We start from the raw sequence: 20,845 nt of genomic DNA, 5'->3' as shown, positions 1-20,845 counted from the left end.
GCAGACTTTCGAACAAGCGGAGCCGTGGCCCCACGGGCGGACTAACGTACGTCGGGCGCTGCCGTTCCTTTGCGCCGGGCGCGGAAAAAACTCCGTAAGAGGTCGCCACCCTCGGATGCCAGCACCCCGCCCTTGATGGCGGGTTTCCAGTGACAGGTCGGCTGTTCGAAGAAGCGGGGGCCATGCGCCACCGCGCCGCCCTTGGGGTCGTCGGCGCCCCAGACGACCCGGCCGATACGCGCGTGGCTGATGGCCCCGGCGCACATGGCGCAGGGTTCCAGCGTCACATAGAGGGTCAGGCCCGTCAGACGATAATTTCCCAGCTTCGCCCCGGCCGCCCGCATCGCCGCGATCTCGGCGTGGGCCGTCGGATCGTGTGCGCCTATCGGGCTGTTTCGGCCCTCGGCGACCACTTCGCCAGTGGTTTCATCGACGATCACGCAGCCCACGGGAGTCTCTCCCGCGTCCGCCGCCGCTTGCGCACACGCCAAGGCCATGTGCATGAACCGCTCATCATGGCCAGCCATCCCCGAGACAACGACAAGAAGCCGCGCCCGCGTCAAGACGACAGCCGCGACGGCCCCCGCAAATCCTTCGCCAAGGGCCCCGGAAAGGGTCCGCCCAAGCCCGGCGGCAAGCCCTTCTCCAAGGACGGCAAACCCGGTCCCAAGGCTGACGAGGCTCCCAAGCGCAGCGAACGCATCGCCAAGGCCATGGCCCGCGCCGGCATCGCCTCGCGCCGGGAGGTCGAGCGGCTGATCGGTCTGGGCAAGGTGGCCGTCAACGGCAAGATCCTCGACACGCCCGCCGTTCTGGTGACGCGTGACGACGTCATCACCGTCGACGGCAAGCCGATTGGCTCGGCCCAGGCCACCCGCGTCTGGCGCTACAACAAGCCCGCAGGCCTGATGACATCGCACAATGACCCGCAGGGCCGTCCGACGGTGTTCGACGCCCTGCCCAGCGGCTTGCCGCGCGTGATTTCGGTCGGACGTCTGGACCTGAATACCGAGGGCTTGCTGCTGCTGACCAATGACGGCGAGCTGAGTCGTGCTCTCGAACTGCCGACGACCGAGCTGGTGCGCCAGTATCGGGCCCGGGCCCGCGGCCGGGTCAGCCAGCTGCAGCTGGATTCGCTCAAGGACGGCGTCACCGTCGACGGCATCCGCTACGGCCCGATCGAGGCGACGCTGGACAAGGCCAAGGAGAGCGAGGGGAACGCCCCCGCCAACCTGTGGATCAGCGTCTCGATCACCGAGGGCAAGAATCGCGAGGTCCGCAAGGTTCTCGAACACCTCGGCCTGACCGTGAACCGGTTGATCCGCCTGGCTTACGGACCCTTCCAGCTGGGCACCCTGCCGACCGGTTCGGTCGAGGAGGTGGGTCCCCGCGTGATCCGCGAGATGCTGGCCGAACACATCCGCCCCGAGAACCTGCCCCAAGGCAATACGGTCGCCACCCCGGCGCCGATCCCCGGCCGTCGCACCTCGGCCCCGATCGTCAAGGGCGCCTCGGGTTCGGCCATGTCGGATCCCTCGCGCAAGCCCAGCCGCACCCGCGCGGCCGGGGCGGCCGCTGACGCCGCCACCGAACGCGCCGCACGTCCGCCGAAAAAGGCGGGCTGGGCCAAGACGGCTCAGCGGTTCGAGCATCCGAAAAAATCCTTCACCCCGCGCGCCCGGCCCGAGGGCGCAGAAGCCGCGGGCGAACGGCCCAAGCGCGTCTTCAAGCCCCGTGAGGATCAGTTCATCGATCGTCCCCGCGGCGACGCCCGCACAGGCGCCCGTCCGACGGCGCGCAGCGACGAGAAGTCGGGTGAGAAACGCCCGTTCGACCGCAAGCCGGGCGCCAAGCCGCCCTTTGCGGGCAAGACCGGTGATCGGCCCGGCGGATTCTCGAAACCCGGCGGTTCGCGTCCCGGCGCAGGCCCCGCCGGCGGGCGCGGCAGCCCGCGCGGTCCCCGCTCCAGGGGTTGATCCGTGCGGATCGTCGCAGGCAGTCTGAAGGGGCGTTCCATTACCGCGCCGGAGGGGGAGGGCACGCGCCCGACCTCCGATCGCGCGCGTCAGGCGATCTTCAACGTGCTGGAACACGCCGCCTGGGCCGAGCCGCTGGAGGGGATGCGGGTGATGGACCTGTACGCCGGCTCGGGGGCCCTCGGCTTCGAGGCCATCAGCCGCGGCGCGGCCTTCGCCCTGTTCGTCGAGACCGACGAGGACGCCCGGGGCGCCATTCGCGAGAATGCGGACGCCTGGCGCCTGATGGGCCGCACCCGCGTACACCGGCGCAGCGCGACCGATCTGGGCATTCGCCCTGGCTCTGACGGCGAGGCCTTCGACCTGGCCTTCCTCGATCCGCCCTATCGCAAGGGGATGGGCGAACAGACTCTGGCCCGGCTGCTGGAAGGCGGCTGGCTGAAGCCCGGAGCGGTGGTTGTTTTCGAACGCGGCTCCGACGAACCCGAGATCGACACGCCCGGCTATGAGTGGCTGGACGCGCGGGACTATGGAGCCGCGCGCATCCTTTTCCTCAGGGTCCCGCCACCCGCGAAATGATCTCCCGGAACGCCTATTCCTCGTAGCGGGAGAATACGAAGTCCTTGGCCCGACTGCGGGTGTGGCAGGCGTGGCACCGCGTGGCGGCCTCGGTCTGGGCGAAGCGCCGGACGGTCCGGTTACCCGGGCCCATGAAAGTGGCGTAGCCCCAGCCGTCGGTCGTGGGGAAGGCGGCGTGATCCCTGATCATGACGTCCACCCGCTTCTGGGCTCCAGCGCTGACACCCAGGTCCGTCATCGGGCCTTCCCGCGTGTCCTGAACGAGTATCGATCCATCGGGATAGACCCCGGTTTCGTAGCCCTGCATCGCCAGGTCGTTGGCATAGATCGTGTAGATGCCGCCGAAATTGTCGAAAAATCGGCTTGCGGGTCCGACCACCTGGGTCCTGACCTGGGTCCAGCGGCGGTACCCCGTGGGGAAATCGACCTCGGCGGCGGCGGCAGGCGCGGCTCTCGTCGGGGCCATCGCCATGATGCCCAGGGCCAGGAACGCCAGCGAACAGGTGATGACCACGAACGTCAGGATTCTCGTCATCGATTCGGATTTTCTCATTGTTCATCGACCTCGCGCCACGGGGTTGCAGCGGAGCGATCCTGCCGGGGGGCGCCGGGGCCGGACAACGGAGCCGGGCCGAGGTCAGCCGATGAATGCCGATGGGGTGGAGGCGCGCCTAGCGCCGGCCGAACAGCTTTTCGAGGTCCGCCAGCTTGAGCTCGACATAGGTCGGGCGGCCGTGGTTGCACTGGCCCGAGTGGGGCGTGACCTCCATCTCGCGCAGCAGGGCGTTCATCTCGGGCCCCGACAGGATGCGCCCGGCCCGCACCGAGCCGTGGCAGGCCATGGTCCCGCAGACCGCGCCCAGCCGCTCGCTGAGGGCCAGGGCGGCGCCGTGCTCCGCCAGGTCGTCGGCGATGTCGCGGATCAGGCCCTGGACGTCGGTGTCGCCCAGCAGGGCGGGGGTCTCGCGCACCAGCACCGCCCCGACGCCGAACGGCTCGACGATGAGGCCGAGTTCGGCGAGCTCGTCGACGCGGGCCGAGACGCGCTCGGCCTCGGCCGGATCGAGCTCCACCACCTCGGGGGTCAGCAGGGCCTGACGGGTCACCGACCCGCGCGCCATCTGAACCTTCATCCGCTCGTAGACCAGGCGCTCGTGGGCGGCGTGCTGGTCGACGACGACGAGGCCGTCGCGCGTCTGGGCGACGATATAGGTTCCGTGCAGCTGGGCGCGTGCCGCTCCCAAAGGGAAGTCGAGTGGGTCGGCGCCGGCGCCGGATTCATGATGAATCAATGATTGACCATCCAAGGTCGGCGACGCTTCGACGCGCGCCGAGCGTTCGCTCAGGCCGGGAATGACCTGCGCCGTGGCGCTGGCCGGGGCGGCCCAGCCCTGCCAGCCGCTCCAGCCCCGGGCCGAGGGGGCAGAGGGGCTGAAGGCGGCGCCGGCGTGGGGTCGGAACCCGGCCAAGGCGTCGGCGGCGACGGTGGTCGAGGCGCGGTGTCCGGCGCCGGCCAGGGCGTGGCGCAGGGCGCCGACGATCAGGCCACGTACGAGCGCTGGATCGCGGAACCGCACCTCGGCCTTGGCCGGGTGGACGTTGACGTCGACGTAGAGCGGGTCGATCTCGAGGAACAGCACCGCCGCCGGATGGCGGTCGCGGGCGAGGAAGTCGGCGTAGGCCCCGCGCAGGGCGCCCTGCAGCAGCCGGTCCTTCACGGGGCGGCCGTTGACGAACAGATACTGGTGGCCGGCGTTGCCGCGGCTGTAGGTGGGCAGGCCCGCGTAGCCGGTGAGGCGGACGTTGTCGCGCGACTGGTCGATCAGCAGGGCGTTGGCCTCGAAGTCGCGACCGAGCAGGGCGGCCAGCCGCTTCAGCCGCCCGGCGTCGCCGGGGTGTTCGGCGGGCAGGCGCAGGGTGGTCTTGCCGTCGAGGTCGAGGGTGAAGGCGACGCCCTCGTGGGCCATGGCCTGACGCTTGATCTCTTCCGAGATGGCCATGGCCTCGGACCGCTCGGATTTCATGAATTTGAGGCGGGCCGGGGTAGCGTAGAACAGGTCGCGGACCTCGACCCGGGCGCCGTGGGGGCCGGGGAAGCCGGCGGGGGCGACGGGGCGCTGGTCGCCGCCCTCGACCGTGATGGCGTGAGCATCGCCGCCGTCGCGGGGTCGGCTGGTGATGGTCAGGCGAGCGACGGAGCCGATCGAGGGCAGGGCCTCGCCGCGGAAGCCGAGGGTCGAGATGCGCAGCAGGTCGACGTCGCCAGCGTCATCGGGCTCGAGCTTGGAGGTGGCGTGGCGCTCGACGGCGAGGGCCAGCTGGTCGGCCGCCATGCCATGCCCGTCGTCGGCGATCAGGATGCGCGTCAGGCCGCCGCCGTCGGCCTGGATCTCGATGCGGGTGGCCCCGGCGTCGAGCGCGTTCTCGACCAGCTCCTTGATGGCGCTGGCCGGGCGTTCGACCACCTCGCCGGCGGCGATGCGGTTGACGGTCTCGGGGGGGAGGCGGCGGATGAGCATGGGATTCGCGAGTATGGCCCTTTCCGGGGCCGGCAAGAAGGGCAGGGGCGATCGCCTCGCGCCGTCCCCGGATCGGCCTCGCCCATGCGGGCTCGTTGTCCGGGGATGACGAGGTCATGCGGTCTCGCCCTGCCGCGAAGGCGCGACAGGTCGAGCGGGAGGCGTGCGGAGCGCCGGGCCTTCGCCCGGAAAAGAAGGTTGAATACCGTTTCGACGAAAGACAGACGCTCCGCGCGGAGATTGGTCGGAAGCTTGCGTCGGGTGGCGGTTTTATCGCCTTACCGCAGCGCCTCCGGCGGGCGGGCCGTGCTTGCGACACGGTCCCCGGACCGGACGAGTATCCCCCTCGTCCCTGACGTCCGTTTGGTTATCAGACCCCGGGCGTCGCTCGTCCTGCTCCCGGATCAAGTCCGGGATGACGAAGACGAACCGGAACCGGGCCCCCGCTTCTCCACATCCCGCCGCCAAAGATCGCAAGGCCTTTGCGCCTCCCTTGCGACGGGACAGGGGGAGTATCGCACGGGTGTTTCCTGCGGCTACGAAATGACGCTGCCTGTCGCATGATCTCGTGCCAGATCAGCAAGTTGGCCAAGCAAACCTGTCTGGCTGGAAGTTTATTCCTCGCCCATCTCCTGTCGTCATCCCGGCGAAGGCCGGGACCCAGCGGCGCCGAAGGCGATCTGTTCACGCACGCTGGGGCGGTCAGTTGTGTCCGCGACAGCTTCGCGCTCTCGCGCGCCGCTGGGTCCCGGGGTCGCTGCGCGCCCCGGGATGACGACAGGAAGGGAGGCTGTCCTTCGAAACCGCACCACTTCCGATCTGATGAGGAGGAGACGGTAAGTTCAGCTGACCTCGGCCAGGGCTTCTTCGGCGGCGACCCAGGCGGCTTCGGCGGCGTCGAGGTCGGCCTGGGTTTTGGCGCGGGCGCGGGTCAGGCCTTCGAGGGCCTTGGGATTGCTGACCGAGGCGTTGGCCATGTCGTCGTCGATGCGGGCGATCTCGGCGGTCAACTGAGCCATCCGCTCTTCAGCCTTCTTCACCGCATGGCGCAGGGTCGAAGGAGAAGGGCCTGATTTCTTTTCGTTCTTCTTGCCCTTGTTGTTCTGGGCAGGCGCCGCGACAGCGGCCTCTTCCTTGACCTGGCTCGGCTTGACCGCGGCCATCTTCGCGCGGTCGAGGACGTATTTCGCATAGTCATCCATGTCGCCGTCCCACGGCTTGACCGTGCCTTCGGCGGCCAGCCACAGGCGGTCGGCGACCATCTCCATCAGCGAGCGGTCGTGGGTGATCAGGATGACGGCGCCGGAATAGTCGTTCAGGGCGTCGAGCAGGGCCCGGCGGCTGTCGATGTCGAGGTGGTTGGTCGGTTCGTCGAGGATCAGGATGTGGGGCGCATCCATGGCCACCTGGTTGAGCAGCAGGCGGGCGCGCTCGCCGCCGGACAGGCTGGCGACGGTGGTTTCCTGCTTCTCATAGCCGAGGCCCCATTGCGCCAGCTTTGACCGGCGGGCGCTCTCGGGGGCGTCGGGCATGGCGCGGCGGATGATCTCCAGCGGCGTGTCCGTCGGGTCCATGGCCTCGATCTGGTGCTGGTGGAACCAGCCGACCCTCATCTTGCGGTCGCGATGCAGTTCGCCCTCGGACACGTTCAGGGCCCCGGCGATCATCTTGGCGAAGGTCGACTTGCCGGCGCCGTTGACGCCCAGCAGGCCGATGCGGTCGTCCAGGTCCATGCGCAGGTTGAGATTGCGCAGGATCGGCTTGCCCGGCTCATAGCCGACATTGGCGCGCTCCAGCCGGATCAGCGGCGGGGCCAGCGGACGCGGCGGGGACGGCAGGATGAAGGGCGCGACGCGCTCCTCGATGGTCGTGGCCACCGGCTGCATCTTGGCCAGCCGCTTCATGCGCGACTGGGCCTGGGCGGCCTTGGAGGCCTTGGCCTTGAAGCGATCGACGAAGGCCTGGAGGTGGGCGCGTTCGGCGTCCTGCTTGGCCTTGGCCGACATCTGCAGCCGGGCCTTTTCGGCGCGGGCCTTTTCGAACTGGTCGTAGTTGCCGGTGTAGAGCTCAAGCGTGCGGTTCGCGAGGTGCAGGATGTGGGTGCAGACCTCGTTCAGCATCTCGCGGTCGTGGGAGATGATCAGGGCCGTGTGCGGGTATTTCTTGAGGCGGGCCTCAAGCCACAGGGCGCCTTCGAGGTCGAGGTAGTTGGTCGGTTCGTCGAGCAGCAGCATGTCCGGCTCGGCGAACAGGGCGGCGGCCAGGGCCACGCGCATGCGCCAGCCGCCGGAGAACTCGGACATCGGCCGCTGCTGGTTTTCCTGGTCGAAGCCGAGGCCGACGAGGATTTCGGCGGCGCGGGCGGGGGCGGCGTCGGCGTCGATCTCGATCAGCCGGGTCCAGATCTCGCCCATCTCCTCCGGCTCGGCGGTCTCGAGACGGCCGAGCAGGGTGTGGCGCTCCTCATCGGCCTCGAGGATGGTCTCCAGCACGCTGACGGGCGTGGCCGGGTGTTCCTGGTCGACCGAGCCGATGCGGGCCGTCTTCGGCAGGCTGATCTCGTCGCCGCCGGCCGCCAGTTCGCCGAGGATCAGCTTGAACAGGGTCGACTTGCCGATGCCGTTGCGGCCGACCAGCCCGACCTTGGCGCCGGGCGGCAGGGAGACGGAGGCGTCCTCGAGGAATTTGCGGCCCCAGGCGTTGAAGGTCAGGTCGGTGATCTGGAGCATGGTCGGTCGTGATCTCGGGCGGCCGCTGACGCATCGAACCGCCTTGCGGCGCGCGAAAGAGGCAAAATTGTGTGGCGGTTGGAAACCGGGGAGGGCGCCGCTATAAGCCCGCGACCCTCAATCTCCCAACAAGAAGTCACCTCCATGACCGAACGCACCTTCTCGATCATCAAGCCCGACGCCACGCGCCGCAACCTGACGGGCGCGATCAACGCCGTGATCGAGGCCGCCGGACTGCGCATCGTGGCCCAGCGCCGCGTCAAGCTGACCGAAGCGCAAGCGAAGAAATTCTACGAAGTCCACGCCGAACGCCCGTTCTATGGCGAGCTGGTCGGCCAGATGACCGCCGAGCCGGTCGTGGTGCAGGTGCTGGAAGGCCCGAACGCCGTCGCCGCCTACCGCGAAGTCATGGGCGCCACCAACCCGAAGGACGCCGCCGACGGCACGATCCGCAAACAATTCGCCCTGTCGATCGGCGAGAACTCGGTCCACGGTTCGGACTCGATCGAGAACGCCGGCATCGAGATCGCCCAGTTCTTCACCGACGACCAGATCGTCGGCTGAACCAGGTCACCCCGCCGTAGCCTGACTGGCGGCCGGTTCTCCTGACGGAGGGCCGGCCGTTTCGCTGTCCGGGCCCCGCGATCCGTTGAGGACACGCCGGCGCGCGGCCTCGAAGGTGCGGACGAAACGGACCCGCTTCAGGACGGCCTTGGGGGTGGTCTGCAGCAGGCCGCGCAGAACGCCATGGCCGGCCCCGACCACCAGCACCTCGTCCCCTTCGTCCAGCAGCCGCTTCAGCAGGTCGCCGAAGGCGAAGGCGCCGGTCGGATCGATCAGGGGAACCTCCTCGAGCCGCAGGATATAGATGCGTTTTCGCGCGCCGATCCGGTCCAGCGCGTCCTTGACCACGCCCGCGCTGCCGAAGAACAGCGGCCCCCGGAAGGTCAGCACGCCGATGTCGTCGGGCAGGCCATGGTTGGGTGCGTAGCGCCCGCCGGCCTCCGAATGAAGGTCCTCCGCATCGCCCTCGATGATCGGGGGACGGCCCTCGATCGAGGCCAGTCCGGCCATCCGGTGCATGAAGACGAAGGCCGCCAGCACCATGCCGACCTCGATGGCGACGGTCAGATCGACCAGCACCGTCAGGCCGAAGGTGGCCAGCAGCACGGCGCGATCCCCGTGCGAGGTGCGCAGGATCAGGCGGAAGCGGTGCGCCTCGGCCATGTTCAGCGCGACCACCACGAGAATGGCCGCCAGCGCCGCCATGGGGACCAGCTTCATCATCGGCGACAGCAGCAGCATGAAGAGCAGCAGGAAGACCGCGTGCAGCATGCCGGCCACGGGCGAGCGGGCCCCCGAGCGGATGTTGGTCGCCGTCCGGGCGATAGCCCCCGTCGCCGGCAGGCCGCCGACCGCCGCCGAGGCGACATTGGCCACGCCCTGGGCCACGAGTTCGACGTTGGACCGGTGACGCCGGCCGGTCATCTGGTCGCCGACCACGGCCGACAGCAGGGACTCGACCCCCGCCAGCAGGGCGATGGTCAGGGCGCTGGGCAGCAGGGCCATGGCGTTGTCCCAGCGCCAGAAGTCGAGGCTGGGCGTCGGCAGGCGGGCGTTCATCTCGCCGAAGCGCGAGCCGATGGTCTCGACCGGCAACTGGGTGACTGCGACGAGGCCGGCGGCCAGAACCGTGACGATGAGGAAGCCCGGGAGACGGGGCGCGTGGCGGCGCAGCAGCAGAATGGCGGCGACGCAGGCGGCCGACAGGCCGAGGGCGGGCAGGCTCAGGGTGTCGCGCACCGCCCACAGCGCCTCGAGCTTGGGGATCAGTTCGGCGGGGACGTTGGCGGCCTCGAGACCGAGGATGTCCTTGATCTGGCTCGCCATGATGATGACGGCGATGCCGCTGGTGAATCCGGTGGTGACCGGATCGGGGATGTATTTGATCAGGGTGCCGACCCGGGCCAGGCCGGCCGCTATCAGGATGCCGCCAGCCATGAGGGTGGCCATCAGAAGGCCGTCGTAGCCGTACTGGGCGATGACGCCGTAGACAATCACCACGAAGGCCCCGGTGGGACCGCCAATCTGGAACCGGCTGCCGCCGAGGGCCGAGATCAGCAGGCCCGCCACCACGGCGGTGATCAGGCCGACCTCGGGGGCCGCGCCCGAGGCGATGGCCAGGGCCATGGCGAGGGGCAGGGCGACCACGGCCACGGTCAGTCCGGCGATGGAATCCGCGCGGAAGTCCGGCAGGCCGTATCCCTGGCTCAGGACGGTGACCGACTTGGGCAGGAACAGCTTCCAGTCAGCCATCGCGCGCCGCCGTCTTTCTGCCGACCAGCCGGACGCCGCAGCCGACGCCCTGGCTCGGGGCGCCCTCGACGATCAGTTCGACGCCCGCGCCGGAGACGGCCGTCATCACCTTCTCGAGGCTGTCGACCACGGCCCGTACCGAGCCTTCGCAGGCCTCCATCCGCTGGATGGTCTGGGTCGACAGGCCGGACAGGCGGGCCAGCTCACGCTGGTCGATCCCGAGCAGGGCGCGAGCGGCGCGAATCTGGGGGCCGGTGATCATCAGAACCTCTTTGGTGGTATCTGAAGCATCACATGAGCGAGGCAAAACCTCAAGTGTCTTCGACGGACGCCGCCGCCCGGACCACGAGCCGTCGCAAACGAAAACGGCCCCGGCGATCACTCGCCGGGGCCGCCATCGTGTCCGGATACGCCTACCAGATGCGGGCGCGGGCCTCGGGGGCGAGGTATTGTTCGTCGCCCGGCTGGACCCCGAACGCCGCATACCAGGCGTCGATGTTGCGCGGCGGCACGGCGGCCCGGTACTGGGCCGGGGCGTGCGGATCGACAGTGACCTGCTGACGCAGGGCCTCGTCGCGGATGTTGTTGCGCCAGACCTGGGCCCAGCCGAGGAAGACCCGCTGATCACCGGTCAGGCCGTTGATGACCGGCGCTTCCGCCCCGTTCAGCGACATGCGGTAGGCATCGAGCGCCAGCAGCAGGCCGCCCAGGTCGGCGATGTTCTCTCCCATGGTCAGATCGCCGTTGACGCTGGCCCCTTCCAGCGGGGTCAGGGCCGAGTATTGCGCGCCCAGAACGGCGGCGCGGGCCTCGAACCTGGCGGCGTCCTCGGGGGTCCACCAGTCGCGCAGCACGCCGTCGCCGTCGGTCTTGCGGCCCTGGTCGTCGAAGCCGTGGGTGATCTCGTGGCCGATGACCGCGCCGATGCCGCCGTAGTTGACCGCCGGATCGGCGTTGGGATCGAAGAAGGGCGCCTGCAGGATGGCGGCCGGGAAGACGATCTCGTTGCGGACCGGATTGTAATAGGCGTTCACCGTCTGCGGGGTCATGCCCCACTCAAGCGGGTTCACCGGCTTGCCCAGCTTGTTGAGGTTGAAGGCCCATTCGAAGGCCGCCGACCGTTCGACGTTGCCGTACAGATCGCCCGGCTCGAGCCGCAGACCGTCATACTCGCGCCATTCGTCGGGATAGCCGATCTTCACCCCGAAGCGGCTCATCTTGTAGAGCGCCTGCTGCTTCGTCTCGGCGCTCATCCAGTCGAGGCCCTCGATCCGGGCGGTCATGGCGCGGCGCAGGTTGGCGACCAGGGCCTCCATCTGCGCCTTGGATTCGGCGGGGAAGTGACGCGCCACGAACTCGCGGCCCAGCACCTCGCCGAGCGAGGCGTCCACCTTTTCCACGCCGCGCTTCCAGCGGGGACGGTTCTCGGGCTGGCCGCCCAGGGTCTTGCCGTAGAAGTTGAAATTGTTTTCGACGAAGGCGCTCGACAGCCAGGGCGAGGCCTGGTCGATGACGTGGAAGGCCTGCCACGATTGCAGGGTCTCGACCGGGGTCTCGGCGAACACGCGCGCCATGCCGGGGAAGGCGGTGTTGTTGGCGGCGATCAGCACGGGGACATGGCCGATCCCTGCGCCCCGGGCCCAGGCCGACCAGTCGAAGCCGGGGGCGGCGGCGGTCAGTTCGGCGACGGTGGCGGGATTGTAGATCTTGTCGATCTGGCGGTTCTGGACCTGGGTCCAGTGCTGTTCGGCGATCCGGGTCTCGAAGGCGACGATGTCGGTGGCCGCCTGCTCGTGATCGGGCCAGCCGGCCAGTTCGAGGGCCTTGGCGACATAGGCCTGATAAGCCGTCTTCTGGGTCGCGAAGCTGTCTTCCAGATAATAGTCGCGATCGGGCATGCCGATGCCGCCCTGGCCGATGTAGACGGTGATCGTCTTGGGATCCTTCAGGTCCTCGAAGATCTGGGCCCCGAACAGGCTGGAGCCGAAGCCGCCCTGGGTGCGGCCCATCAGGGCGGCGATCTCCTCGCGCGTGTCGGCGGCGCGGACCTCGGCCAGGTCGGCCTGCAGCGGCGAGGCGCCCAGACGCTCGACCGCCGCCTCGTCCATGAAGCTGCCGTAGAAGGCGCCGATGCGGGCGGCGTCGGGGCTGGTGGTCGGATTGGCGGCGCTTTCCTCGATGAGGGTGCGCAGATTCTCCTGCGACCGGTCGTGCAGCATGTGGAAGGCGCCGTACGAGGTGCGGTCGGCGGGGATCGGCGTGTTCTTCAGATAGGTGCCGTTGGCGTAGCGGTTGAAGTCCGCGCCGGGGCGAATGGAGGTGTCCATGCCGCCGATGTCGAAGCCGAACTCGCCGATCCGGGCCTGGGTCGCCGAGGGGATTTCGACGATCGGCGGGGCGGTCTGGGCCTGGGCGAAGCCCGCAGCAAGAGTAAGCGCGGCGCCGGCGGCGCAGGCCAGGAGTCGAAGTCTGAGCATGAAAGCCCCCGTTGAAATTGGCGGCAACCTGACTCAGGCCGCCGTCTCTGTCGCCGGGAAAGACGGCATATTACAAACTTCTAATCTGGCGGCAGAAGTCGGCCAGCGCCCGGGGATAGAGGGCGTGCTCCGCCGCCAGCACGCGCTGGGCCAGGGATGCCGGCGTGTCGTCTGCCAGCACCGGCACGGCGCTCTGGCCCAGCACCGGCCCCTCGTCGACACCCTCGGTCACGACATGCACCGAACAGCCCGCCTCGGCGTCGCCAGCGGTGATGGCGCGGGCGTGGGTGTCGAGGCCGGGGTATTTCGGGAGCAGGCTGGGGTGGATGTTCAGCATCCGCCCGGCCCAGCGGCCCACCAGCCAGGGGGTCAGCAACCGCATATAGCCCGCCAGCGCGATCACCTGGACATCGTGGGCGGTCAGGGCGGCGTCGAGGGCGCGTTCGTGCGCCTCGCGGTCCGTGCCGAACGGCCGGTGGTCAATCTCAAACGTCGCCACGCCCTTGCCCTGGGCGATCGCCAGTCCGCCGGCGTCGGGCTTGTTGGACAGGACCAGTACGACCTCGAAGGGTGCGCCCGCCTGCTGTCCCTCATCGATCAGCGCGGCCATGTTGGAGCCCGCGCCCGAGATCAGGACGGCCACGCGGACCGGCGGAACTCCGGGCATCAGCGCGCCGGCGCGGCCGGGTCGCCGACCGAAACGAACGAGCCCGCCGGACCCGGGAAGACGACGGGGCTTTCGTAGCCGTCCTCCGACACGGCCGAGACGCCGAAGAAGAAGTCGTCGATGACGATGTTGCGCAGGACCAGTTCGGTTGCGTTTCCGGCCCAGCGGCTGTGGGTCCATTGCGGGGCGGTGGTGGACCGCCACCAGACGCGATAGCCCGCCGCGCCGGGCACCGCCTGCCATTTGATCGTGGTGTCGGGCTTGACCGCCCCTTCGATGGTCACCCCCAGTGGACTCGCCGGGGCGTTGGCCAGGGCCGCCATCGAGACGATGTTCAGCCGCGCCACCTGACCCAGATAGGCGAAGTCGACACCCTCGATGGTGTCGCCGTATTCGACGCCGTTCTCGATGCGCAGGTCCTGATGCTGGCGGTCGTAGTTCTCGGCGCCCTCGGAGATGCGCACGGCGGGGAAGCCATGACGCAGCATCTCGACCTGGTCGCCGCCGCGGCCGTAGCGGTCCGTCCGGTAGATGAGATCGACGTCGAAATTGGCCAGATAGCGGTCGGCCATTCCGTCGACGAAGCGGGCGAGATTGCGCGAGGAAGAGTCGACCTCTCCGCCGTTGTAGCGCCGGCGCTCCTCCTGGGCCTCGGTCTCGACGGTTTTCGTGCCCTCGGAAAAGACGCGGACGCGCGTGGTGTCGCGCACGCCTGACTGGCCCTCGGAATTGCCGACGATGTCGTTGTTCAGATTGGCCTCGACGCGCCAGCCCTGGGCCTGGGCGTAGTCAGCCAGGATCTTGCCGCCCAGCAGACCCTGTTCCTCGCCGGACAGGGCGGCGAACACCAGGGTCGCGTCGAAGCGATGCTTCGACAGCACCCGCGCGGCCTCCAGCACCGCGGCGACGCCCGACGCGTCGTCATTGGCCCCGGGAGCGTCGGCGGTGAAGTTCATCACGTCGGTGACGCGCGAATCGATATGGCCCGAGATGATGATGACGCGGCTGGGGTCGCCGGTTCCGCGCTGGATGGCGACGATGTCGACCACCTCGGTCGGAGTGGGCACGCGGGGCCCGGTGATGGTGTCCGAGGGGGTGACGATGGTCAGGCAGCCATTGCAGTCGCGGCTGATCGCCTCGAACTGTGTTTGCGCCCAGCGCCGCGCCGCGCCGATGCCGCGCGTTTCGGACCGCGTTTCGGACATGGTGTGGCGGGTGCCGAAGCCGACCAGGGCCTGAATGTCGGCGCGCATCCGTTCCGGCTGGATGTCATCCGCCAGTTGATGCAGCAGCGCCTGTTCCTGCACCGGGGCCTGGGCCGCCGCGCCCGATGCGAAAATCAGCGTCAGTCCGGTCAGGGCGACAGAAAACACACGCATCGGCGACCTCGCTTGGTGGGAAGGCGGGGACCTTGCCGGGCGGGTCCTTCCGGGTCAACGGCGCTGCGCCGCTTGCGCGGATCGCATGGCTCGGAAACAGTGGCCGGACGCTCGGAGATTTCCTGATGCTCGCTCTTGTTCTCGCGGCCGCGCTCGCAGCTTCGCCCGCGCCGCCGCCCGACATGACGCGCAGCATCCTGACCGACGTCTGCCTGCCCTATGTGACGGGCGAGGCCCGGGACGCGACCGCGCTGGAGGTGCTGGGACTCGTCTCCGCCCCCGCCGCGGACGAGGACACGCTGAATTTCCAGAGCGAGGACCAGGCTTATCTGCTGCGGCTGACGACGACGGGCAGCGCCGACGACGGCAATCTCAACAGGGTGTGCGTCATCCAGGCGCGTCGCGGCGGTCTGGACGGGGTCCGGACCTCGGTCCAGCCGGTCCTGCGCGAACAGGGCTTCGCGCCCGAGGCTGATCAGCCGGCCAACCGGCCGATCTGGACCCGCGGCGGGGTGACGGTTTCGGTGCGCCAGAACGAGGGACGGGCGACGGTGGTCCGGGTGACCTGGAGCAGTCTGGACGCGGGCTAGACGTCTTCCAGCTGCCCGCAGACGAAGGCGACCTCGCCGGCGTTGAGCAGGGCCTCCAGCACGGGCTCGGCATTCTCGGGGGCGACGATCAGGATGAAGCCGATGCCGCAGTTGAAGGTGCGACGCAGCTCGTGATCCGAGATGCCCCCGACCTCGCCCAGCCACTGGAATACGTGCGGCATGGGCCAGGCGGCCCAGTCGAAGCCGGCCTGCAGGCCCTCGGCGATGCAGCGGGGCGGGTTCTCGATCAGGCCGCCGCCCGTGATGTGGGCCGCGCCCTTGACCAGTCCGGCCTTCATCAGCGGCAGCACCGGCTTCACATAGATGCGGGTCGGCTCCATCAGCGCCTGGGCCAGGGTGCGGTCCTTGGCGAAGGGGGCGTCGTCGCCCCAGGACAGGCCGGACTTCTCGATCACCTTGCGGATCAGCGAATAGCCGTTCGAATGGGGACCCGAGGAGGCGAGGCCGATGATGAGGTCGCCCGCCTGTTGGCGGTCCAGGTACGGCAGGGCGTGCCCGCGCTCGACCGCGCCGAGCGAGAAGCCGGCGAGATCGTAGTCACCGCCCTGGTACATGCCGGGCATTTCGGCGGTTTCGCCGCCCACCAGGGCGCAGCCGGCCTGACGGCAGCCCTCGGCGATTCCGGCGACGACGCGTTTGGCGGCGTCGATCTCGAGCCTGCCGGTGGCGTAGTAGTCGAGGAACAGCAGCGGCTCCGCGCCCTGGGCCAGCAGGTCGTTGACGCACATGGCCACCAGGTCGATGCCGACGCCGTCATGGCGGCCGGTTTCGATGGCGATCTTCAGCTTGGTGCCGACGCCGTCGGTGGTGGCGACGATCAGCGGGTCCTCGAATCCGGCGGCCTTGAGGTCGAACAGAGCCCCGAATCCCCCCAGCGACGCCTCGGCGCCGGGCCGGCGCGTCGACTTCGCCAGAGGCTTGATGGCGTCCACCAGCATCTCGCCGGCGTCGATGTCGACGCCCGCGTCCGCATAGGTCAGACCGTTCCTGAGGCCGTCATTCCGGGAATCGGAGGTGTCGCTCATGGGTCACGGGCCTGAATCAGTGGGAGGTTTTCTGCGGCGGCTCTTGCCACAACCATATTGCGCGGGGCTATAGCATCCGAATGACGCCGATCACCACCACCGAGGCGCTTCGCGCATTCTGCGAACGCTTGGCCGACCAGCCCTTCATCACCGTCGACACCGAGTTCATGCGGGAGACGACCTATTGGCCGCGCCTCTGCCTGATCCAGGCCGCGTCGGCCACGGACGCCGCCATCATCGACCCGATGGCCGAGGGTCTGGACCTGGAGCCCTTCCTCGACCTGCTGCGCGATCCGAAGATCATCAAGGTCTTCCACGCCGCCCGTCAGGACACGGAAATCTTCGTCAAGCTGGGCGCCATGCCCAGGCCGATGTTCGACACCCAGGTGGCGGCCATGGCCGCCGGCTTCGGCGATCAGGTCTCGTATGAGGCCCTGGTCCGCCAGATGCTGCGTCAGGAAGTCGACAAGGGCAGCCGCTTCACCGACTGGGCCCGCCGTCCGCTGTCGGAGGCCCAGCTGGTCTATGCGCTGGGCGACGTGACCCACCTTGCGGCCCTGTATCCCAAGCTGCGCGACCGGCTGCAGAAGGAAGGCCGTCTGGACTGGGTCATGGCCGAGATGGAGGATCTGACCGATCCCGCCCTCTATGACACCGATCCGGAAAAAGCCTGGAAGCGGCTGAAGCCCAAGAAATGGTCGGCGAAATATCTTTCGGCCTTCGTCGCCACCGCCGTCTGGCGCGAGCGCACGGCCCAGGAACGCGACCAGCCGCGCGGGCGCATCCTCAAGGACGAGGCCATCGACGAGATCGCGGCCCAGGGTCCGACGGATGCCGACGCCTTCAACCGCCTGCGGTCCGTGCCCAAGGGCTTCGGCGCCTCGCGCCTCGGCCTCGAACTGTCCGCCGAACTGAAGCGCGTTCTGGAGGACCCGGAAGCCCATGCGCCCAAGCTGGAGCGCCCCGCCCACAACCAGCCGGCTCCGCCGTCGGTGGTCGAGCTGTTGAAGGTCCTGCTGAAGGCCAAGAGCGACAACGCCGGGGTGGCGACCAAGCTGCTGGCCAATGTCGCCGATCTCGAGAAGATCGCCCTGGACGACGAGGCCGACGTCGACGCGCTGAAGGGCTGGCGTCGCCAGCTGTTCGGCGAGGACGCGCTGAAGCTCAAGCGCGGCGAGATCGCCCTGGTGCTGAACGGCGCCCGGGTCGAGGTGGTCGAGATCGAGTAGCCCACTCACGGCCGTACAGGTCTGTCCCCCGAATGGCGGGACGAGGAAATCGACATGTCGACCGCAGACCCGACCGGCGACCGGCGCATCCGCTCGGTCGTGATCATTGGCGGCGGCACGGCCGGTTGGATGGCGGCTTCAGCGATCAACCGGCTGGTCGATCCGGGCCGGTTGAAGGTCACGCTGGTCGAGTCCGCCGAAATCGGGACGGTCGGGGTGGGCGAATCGACCCTGCCTCACTTCCGGGCCTTCAACGCCAGCATCGAGGTGACCGAGGCGGATTTCATGCGGGCGACCGGGGCGACCTTCAAGCTCGGCATCCGCTTCGAGAACTGGGGTGCGGAAGGCGAAACCTATTTCCATCCGTTCGGCGTCCACGGAGCCGGCAATGAGGAGGCGCCGTTCCACCACTACTGGCTGAAGGCGTCGCGCACCGCGGATGTCGGCTCGATCGACGACTATTCGCTGCCGGCGGTGATGGCCCGCAAAGAGCGATTCACGCATCCGGCCAGCGAGCCGGGCGCGCTGGGTTCGAGCTTCACCTACGGCTACCAGATGGACGCGGGGCTCTACGCCGCCTTCCTGCGCGGCCGGGCCGAAGCCGCCGGCGTGACGCGGGTCGAGGGCAGGGTGGTGAAGGTCGATCAGGACGAGCGGGGTCTGATCCGCTCCGTGACCCTGGAGCGCGGCGAGACCATCGAGGGCGACCTGTTCATCGACTGCTCGGGGTTCCGTGGTCTGCTGATCGAACAGACCCTGCGCTCCGGCTTTGCGGACTGGTCGCACTGGCTGCCCTGCGACAGCGCCGTGGCCATCCCCTGCGCCCTGAGCCGGGCGGGGACGCCCTATACCCGCGCGACCGCGCTCAAGGGCGGGTGGCAGTTCCGCATCCCACTGCAACACCGGGTCGGCAACGGCTATGTCTACTCCAGCGAGGTCATGGACCGCGAGACGGCCGCCGCGGCGCTGATCGGGCGGCTGGAAGGCGATATGCTGGCCGAGCCGAACCACCTACGCTTCAAGGCCGGCCAACGAACGCGCAACTGGATCGGCAACTGCGTCGCCGTCGGCCTGTCAGCGGGGTTCATCGAACCGCTGGAGTCCACCAGCATCTATCTGATCCAGAAGGCCATCACGACGCTGATAGAGTTGTGGCCGGACCGGATGTTCGATCCGGTCGACAGTGGGGAATTCAACCGGACGATGGACATGGAGGCGGAACGCGTCCGCGACTTCATCATCCTGCACTACCACGCCACCCGGCGGGACGATTCCCCGCTGTGGGACCACGTGCGCACGATGGCGCCGCCTGACAGCCTGGCGGAGAAGATCGAGCTGTTCAGGAGCCGGGGCGCGGTGCGGCTGGACCGCGAGGGCCTGTTCATGCACCCCAGCTGGGTCGCGGTCCTGCTGGGGCAGGGGGTGACGCCTGAACGTCACCATCCGCTGGCGGACAAGGCCCCGGACGCGCGGCTGATCCCGGGGCTGGCGGGGCTGCGCGAAGCCATCCGGCGGGCGGCCGCCGCCATGCCGGCCCACGACGACGCTCTGGCCCGGTCGCAGGGCTGACCGACCGCGATCCGTCGCCATGAAGAAAGGGCCGCTTCTTGCGAAGCGGCCCCGTGATTTTAGCTGACCGTCGCCTTGACGATCTTGCCCGGCGAGCGGGGCGGCTCGCCCTTGGGCAGGGCGTCGACATTGTCCATGCCCTCGATGACCTCGCCCCAGACGGTGTACTGGCCGTCGAGGAAGGAGGCGTCATCCAGGCAGATGAAGAACTGGCTGTTGGCGCTGTTGGGATCCGAGGTGCGGGCCATGGAGCAGACGCCGCGGGCGTGACGCTGTTTCGAGAACTCGGCCTTCAGGTTCGGCTTCTTCGAGCCCGAGGTGCCGGTGCCGGTCGGGTCGCCGCCCTGGGCCATGAAGCCCGGAATGACGCGGTGGAAGACCACGCCGTCGTAGAAGCCTTCCTTCGCCAGTTCGGTGATGCGGGCGACGTGGCCCGGGGCCAGGTCGGGGCGCAGCTTGATCACGACGTCGCGGTCGACGCCGTCGCCGGTGTCCAGGGTGAAGGTCAGGGTTTCGTCGGCCATCGGGCGCGCTCCTTTGTGAATTGTCGCGGGTGCATAGCCCGCAAACCCCTCCGGGGCTATGTGGATGCGATGAGCGACGAAGAAAAGCCCGTAGAACGACGCCGCATGGTGCGCCCGCCCTCGGGCGGGACCGCCGCCGGCCGCGGCATGGGCACCAAGATGAAGACGGCGGACACCAAGTCGATGTCCAGCCAGCAATGGATCAAACGCCAGCTGTCCGACAAATGGTCCGAGCGCGCCCGCGCCGAGGGCTGGCGCAGCCGCGCGGCCTTCAAACTGCTGGAGATCGACGACCGTTTTCACCTGATCAGACACGGCAGCCGGGTCATCGACCTGGGCGCCGCGCCCGGCGGCTGGGCCCAGGTGGCGGGCAAGCGCGGCGCGATCTCGGTGGTCGGCGTCGATCTGCTGCCGGTCGAGCCGGTGCCCGGCGCCATCATGATCCAGGCCGATTTCACCCATCCGGGCGTGGATCAGCAGATGATCGACCTGCTGGGCGGGCCGCCCGATCTGGTCCTGTCCGACATGGCCCACAACACCGTCGGCCACCGTCAGACCGACCACCTGAAGATCATCGCCCTGATCGAGATCGCCGCCGACTTCGCCATCCGCACGCTGAAGCCGGGCGGCCATTTCGTGTCGAAGAATTTCCAGGGCGGCGACGCCGGCGGCGTGCTGGCCCGGCTGCGCGCCGAGTTCGAGACGGTCAAATACGTCAAGCCGGCGTCGAGCCGGAAGGACAGCGCCGAGGTCTTCCTGGTGGCGATGAACCGAAAGCCGCCGGGATCAGGGCAGGCGGGACGTTCGGGAGAATGAGGGGGTCAGGGTTGGATCCGGAAATCCAACCCTTCCCGACGCCTCAGAACTGAACCGGTTCCGGCCGATCGCAGGATTCCGAATAGGAACGGGCGAACTCCGTCTGTTCCCCCCAACGCCATTGATTGCCGCCACAGGTGATCCCGCGTCCGCCGACCGGGTCATTGAAGGTGGCGTCCGAGAAGTACTCGATCTCGATGGAATAGGCAGGATAGGCGGCGACCGGGGCGGCGCCGAAGCCGACGGCGAGCGCGATTGCGAGGACAGCAGCCTTGCTCGCCTGTACGGCAGTCGAACGGATGATTGGCGGGTACATGAACAACCTCCTTCAAGTCCCCCATCGGGACCCGGGTTGCCTATCATAAGTAGTGTTTCTGATCATGCACAATCAGAAGGAGATTGAGGGGGCGCTGTGGACAGATAGTCGTT

The 20,845-nt window shown here is 68.6% G+C and carries 19 protein-coding genes; 7 read left to right on the top strand and 12 right to left on the bottom strand.

Annotation, left to right across the window (positions count from 1 at the left end; genetic code table 11):
- Positions 1-41: 41 nt before the first annotated feature.
- Positions 42-527 carry a tRNA adenosine(34) deaminase TadA gene (tadA, locus tag PSV23_RS17280; protein WP_300471578.1) on the bottom strand — a complete coding sequence of 162 codons (486 nt, stop codon included), beginning with the start codon at positions 525-527 and terminating at the stop codon, positions 42-44.
- On the opposite strand from tadA, the gene PSV23_RS17275 reads away from it, so the two are divergent.
- Both PSV23_RS17275 and rsmD read left to right on the top strand, forming a co-directional pair.
- On the top strand, positions 516-1,976 hold the full coding sequence (locus PSV23_RS17275) for a pseudouridine synthase (RefSeq protein ID WP_300471576.1): 1,461 nt from the start codon (positions 516-518) through the stop codon (positions 1,974-1,976). The genes tadA and PSV23_RS17275 overlap by 12 nt on opposite strands.
- 3 nt (positions 1,977-1,979) lie before the next feature.
- The gene (rsmD, locus tag PSV23_RS17270) at positions 1,980-2,555 is read left to right on the top strand and encodes a 16S rRNA (guanine(966)-N(2))-methyltransferase RsmD (RefSeq protein ID WP_300471574.1); all 576 of its coding nucleotides are present in this window, start codon (positions 1,980-1,982) and stop codon (positions 2,553-2,555) included.
- A gap of 13 nt (positions 2,556-2,568) precedes the next feature.
- Here rsmD and PSV23_RS17265 read toward each other — a convergent pair whose 3' ends face one another.
- The 3 genes from PSV23_RS17265 to PSV23_RS17255 all read right to left on the bottom strand — a co-directional run bounded on the left by PSV23_RS17265 (position 2,569) and on the right by PSV23_RS17255 (position 7,803).
- On the bottom strand, positions 2,569-3,090 hold the full coding sequence (locus PSV23_RS17265) for a cytochrome P460 family protein (RefSeq protein WP_300471572.1): 522 nt from the start codon (positions 3,088-3,090) through the stop codon (positions 2,569-2,571).
- A 136-nt stretch (positions 3,091-3,226) separates the two neighbouring features.
- Positions 3,227-5,074 (bottom strand): DNA mismatch repair endonuclease MutL, encoded by a 1,848-nt coding sequence (mutL, locus tag PSV23_RS17260; protein ID WP_300471570.1) that lies wholly within the window; start codon positions 5,072-5,074, stop codon positions 3,227-3,229.
- A gap of 842 nt (positions 5,075-5,916) precedes the next feature.
- The gene (locus tag PSV23_RS17255; protein WP_300471568.1) at positions 5,917-7,803 is read right to left on the bottom strand and encodes an ABC-F family ATP-binding cassette domain-containing protein; all 1,887 of its coding nucleotides are present in this window, start codon (positions 7,801-7,803) and stop codon (positions 5,917-5,919) included.
- A gap of 144 nt (positions 7,804-7,947) precedes the next feature.
- On the opposite strand from PSV23_RS17255, the gene ndk reads away from it, so the two are divergent.
- On the top strand, positions 7,948-8,367 hold the full coding sequence (ndk, locus tag PSV23_RS17250) for a nucleoside-diphosphate kinase (RefSeq protein WP_300471566.1): 420 nt from the start codon (positions 7,948-7,950) through the stop codon (positions 8,365-8,367).
- Between the two features lie 6 nt (positions 8,368-8,373).
- Here the strand turns inward: ndk and PSV23_RS17245 are convergent, their stop codons facing one another.
- From PSV23_RS17245 to PSV23_RS17225, 5 genes are all read right to left on the bottom strand, one after another.
- Complete coding sequence (locus tag PSV23_RS17245; RefSeq protein ID WP_300471564.1) at positions 8,374-10,119, bottom strand: SulP family inorganic anion transporter; 1,746 nt, start codon at positions 10,117-10,119, stop codon at positions 8,374-8,376.
- A complete protein-coding gene (locus tag PSV23_RS17240) occupies positions 10,112-10,381 on the bottom strand; it encodes a helix-turn-helix transcriptional regulator (RefSeq protein WP_300471562.1) in 270 nt (89 codons plus the stop codon). Before PSV23_RS17240 ends, PSV23_RS17245 begins: the two co-directional genes overlap by 8 nt.
- A 151-nt stretch (positions 10,382-10,532) precedes the next feature.
- Positions 10,533-12,596, bottom strand: coding sequence for a M13 family metallopeptidase (locus tag PSV23_RS17235; RefSeq protein ID WP_300471560.1), 2,064 nt, complete (start codon positions 12,594-12,596; stop codon positions 10,533-10,535).
- A 70-nt stretch (positions 12,597-12,666) separates the two neighbouring features.
- Positions 12,667-13,263: a phosphoribosylglycinamide formyltransferase gene (purN, locus tag PSV23_RS17230; protein WP_300471558.1), complete on the bottom strand. Its 597-nt coding sequence runs from the start codon at positions 13,261-13,263 to the stop codon at positions 12,667-12,669.
- Positions 13,263-14,642, bottom strand: coding sequence for a M20/M25/M40 family metallo-hydrolase (locus PSV23_RS17225; protein WP_300471556.1), 1,380 nt, complete (start codon positions 14,640-14,642; stop codon positions 13,263-13,265). The genes purN and PSV23_RS17225 overlap by 1 nt, the downstream gene beginning before the upstream one ends.
- A 125-nt stretch (positions 14,643-14,767) precedes the next feature.
- On the opposite strand from PSV23_RS17225, the gene PSV23_RS17220 reads away from it, so the two are divergent.
- Positions 14,768-15,232: a hypothetical protein gene (locus PSV23_RS17220; protein WP_300471554.1), complete on the top strand. Its 465-nt coding sequence runs from the start codon at positions 14,768-14,770 to the stop codon at positions 15,230-15,232.
- Here PSV23_RS17220 and purM read toward each other — a convergent pair.
- Positions 15,229-16,278, bottom strand: coding sequence for a phosphoribosylformylglycinamidine cyclo-ligase (purM, locus tag PSV23_RS17215; RefSeq protein WP_300471552.1), 1,050 nt, complete (start codon positions 16,276-16,278; stop codon positions 15,229-15,231). The two genes, PSV23_RS17220 and purM, sit on opposite strands and share 4 nt — an antisense overlap.
- A gap of 80 nt (positions 16,279-16,358) precedes the next feature.
- Between purM and rnd the strand changes: the two genes are divergently transcribed.
- Both rnd and PSV23_RS17205 read left to right on the top strand, forming a co-directional pair.
- Positions 16,359-17,507, top strand: a complete 1,149-nt coding sequence (rnd, locus tag PSV23_RS17210; protein WP_300471550.1) for a ribonuclease D — start codon at positions 16,359-16,361, stop codon at positions 17,505-17,507.
- 54 nt (positions 17,508-17,561) lie between these two features.
- A complete protein-coding gene (locus tag PSV23_RS17205; protein WP_300471548.1) occupies positions 17,562-19,076 on the top strand; it encodes a tryptophan 7-halogenase in 1,515 nt (504 codons plus the stop codon).
- A 59-nt stretch (positions 19,077-19,135) separates the two neighbouring features.
- On the opposite strand, the gene PSV23_RS17200 is transcribed toward PSV23_RS17205, so the two are convergent.
- Entirely contained in the window at positions 19,136-19,600 is a 465-nt protein-coding gene (locus PSV23_RS17200; protein WP_300471546.1) for a peptidylprolyl isomerase, read from the bottom strand.
- A gap of 69 nt (positions 19,601-19,669) precedes the next feature.
- On the opposite strand from PSV23_RS17200, the gene PSV23_RS17195 reads away from it, so the two are divergent.
- Complete coding sequence (locus PSV23_RS17195; protein ID WP_300471544.1) at positions 19,670-20,416, top strand: RlmE family RNA methyltransferase; 747 nt, start codon at positions 19,670-19,672, stop codon at positions 20,414-20,416.
- Positions 20,417-20,459: 43 nt separating this feature from the next.
- Here PSV23_RS17195 and PSV23_RS17190 read toward each other — a convergent pair whose 3' ends face one another.
- A complete protein-coding gene (locus PSV23_RS17190) occupies positions 20,460-20,732 on the bottom strand; it encodes a DUF6289 family protein (protein WP_300471542.1) in 273 nt (90 codons plus the stop codon).
- Positions 20,733-20,845: the final 113 nt, after the last annotated feature.

It is taken from the genome of Brevundimonas sp. (genome assembly GCF_029946145.1).
Taxonomy (GTDB): domain Bacteria; phylum Pseudomonadota; class Alphaproteobacteria; order Caulobacterales; family Caulobacteraceae; genus Brevundimonas.
This window is presented reverse-complemented; position numbering and strand designations above follow the sequence as displayed.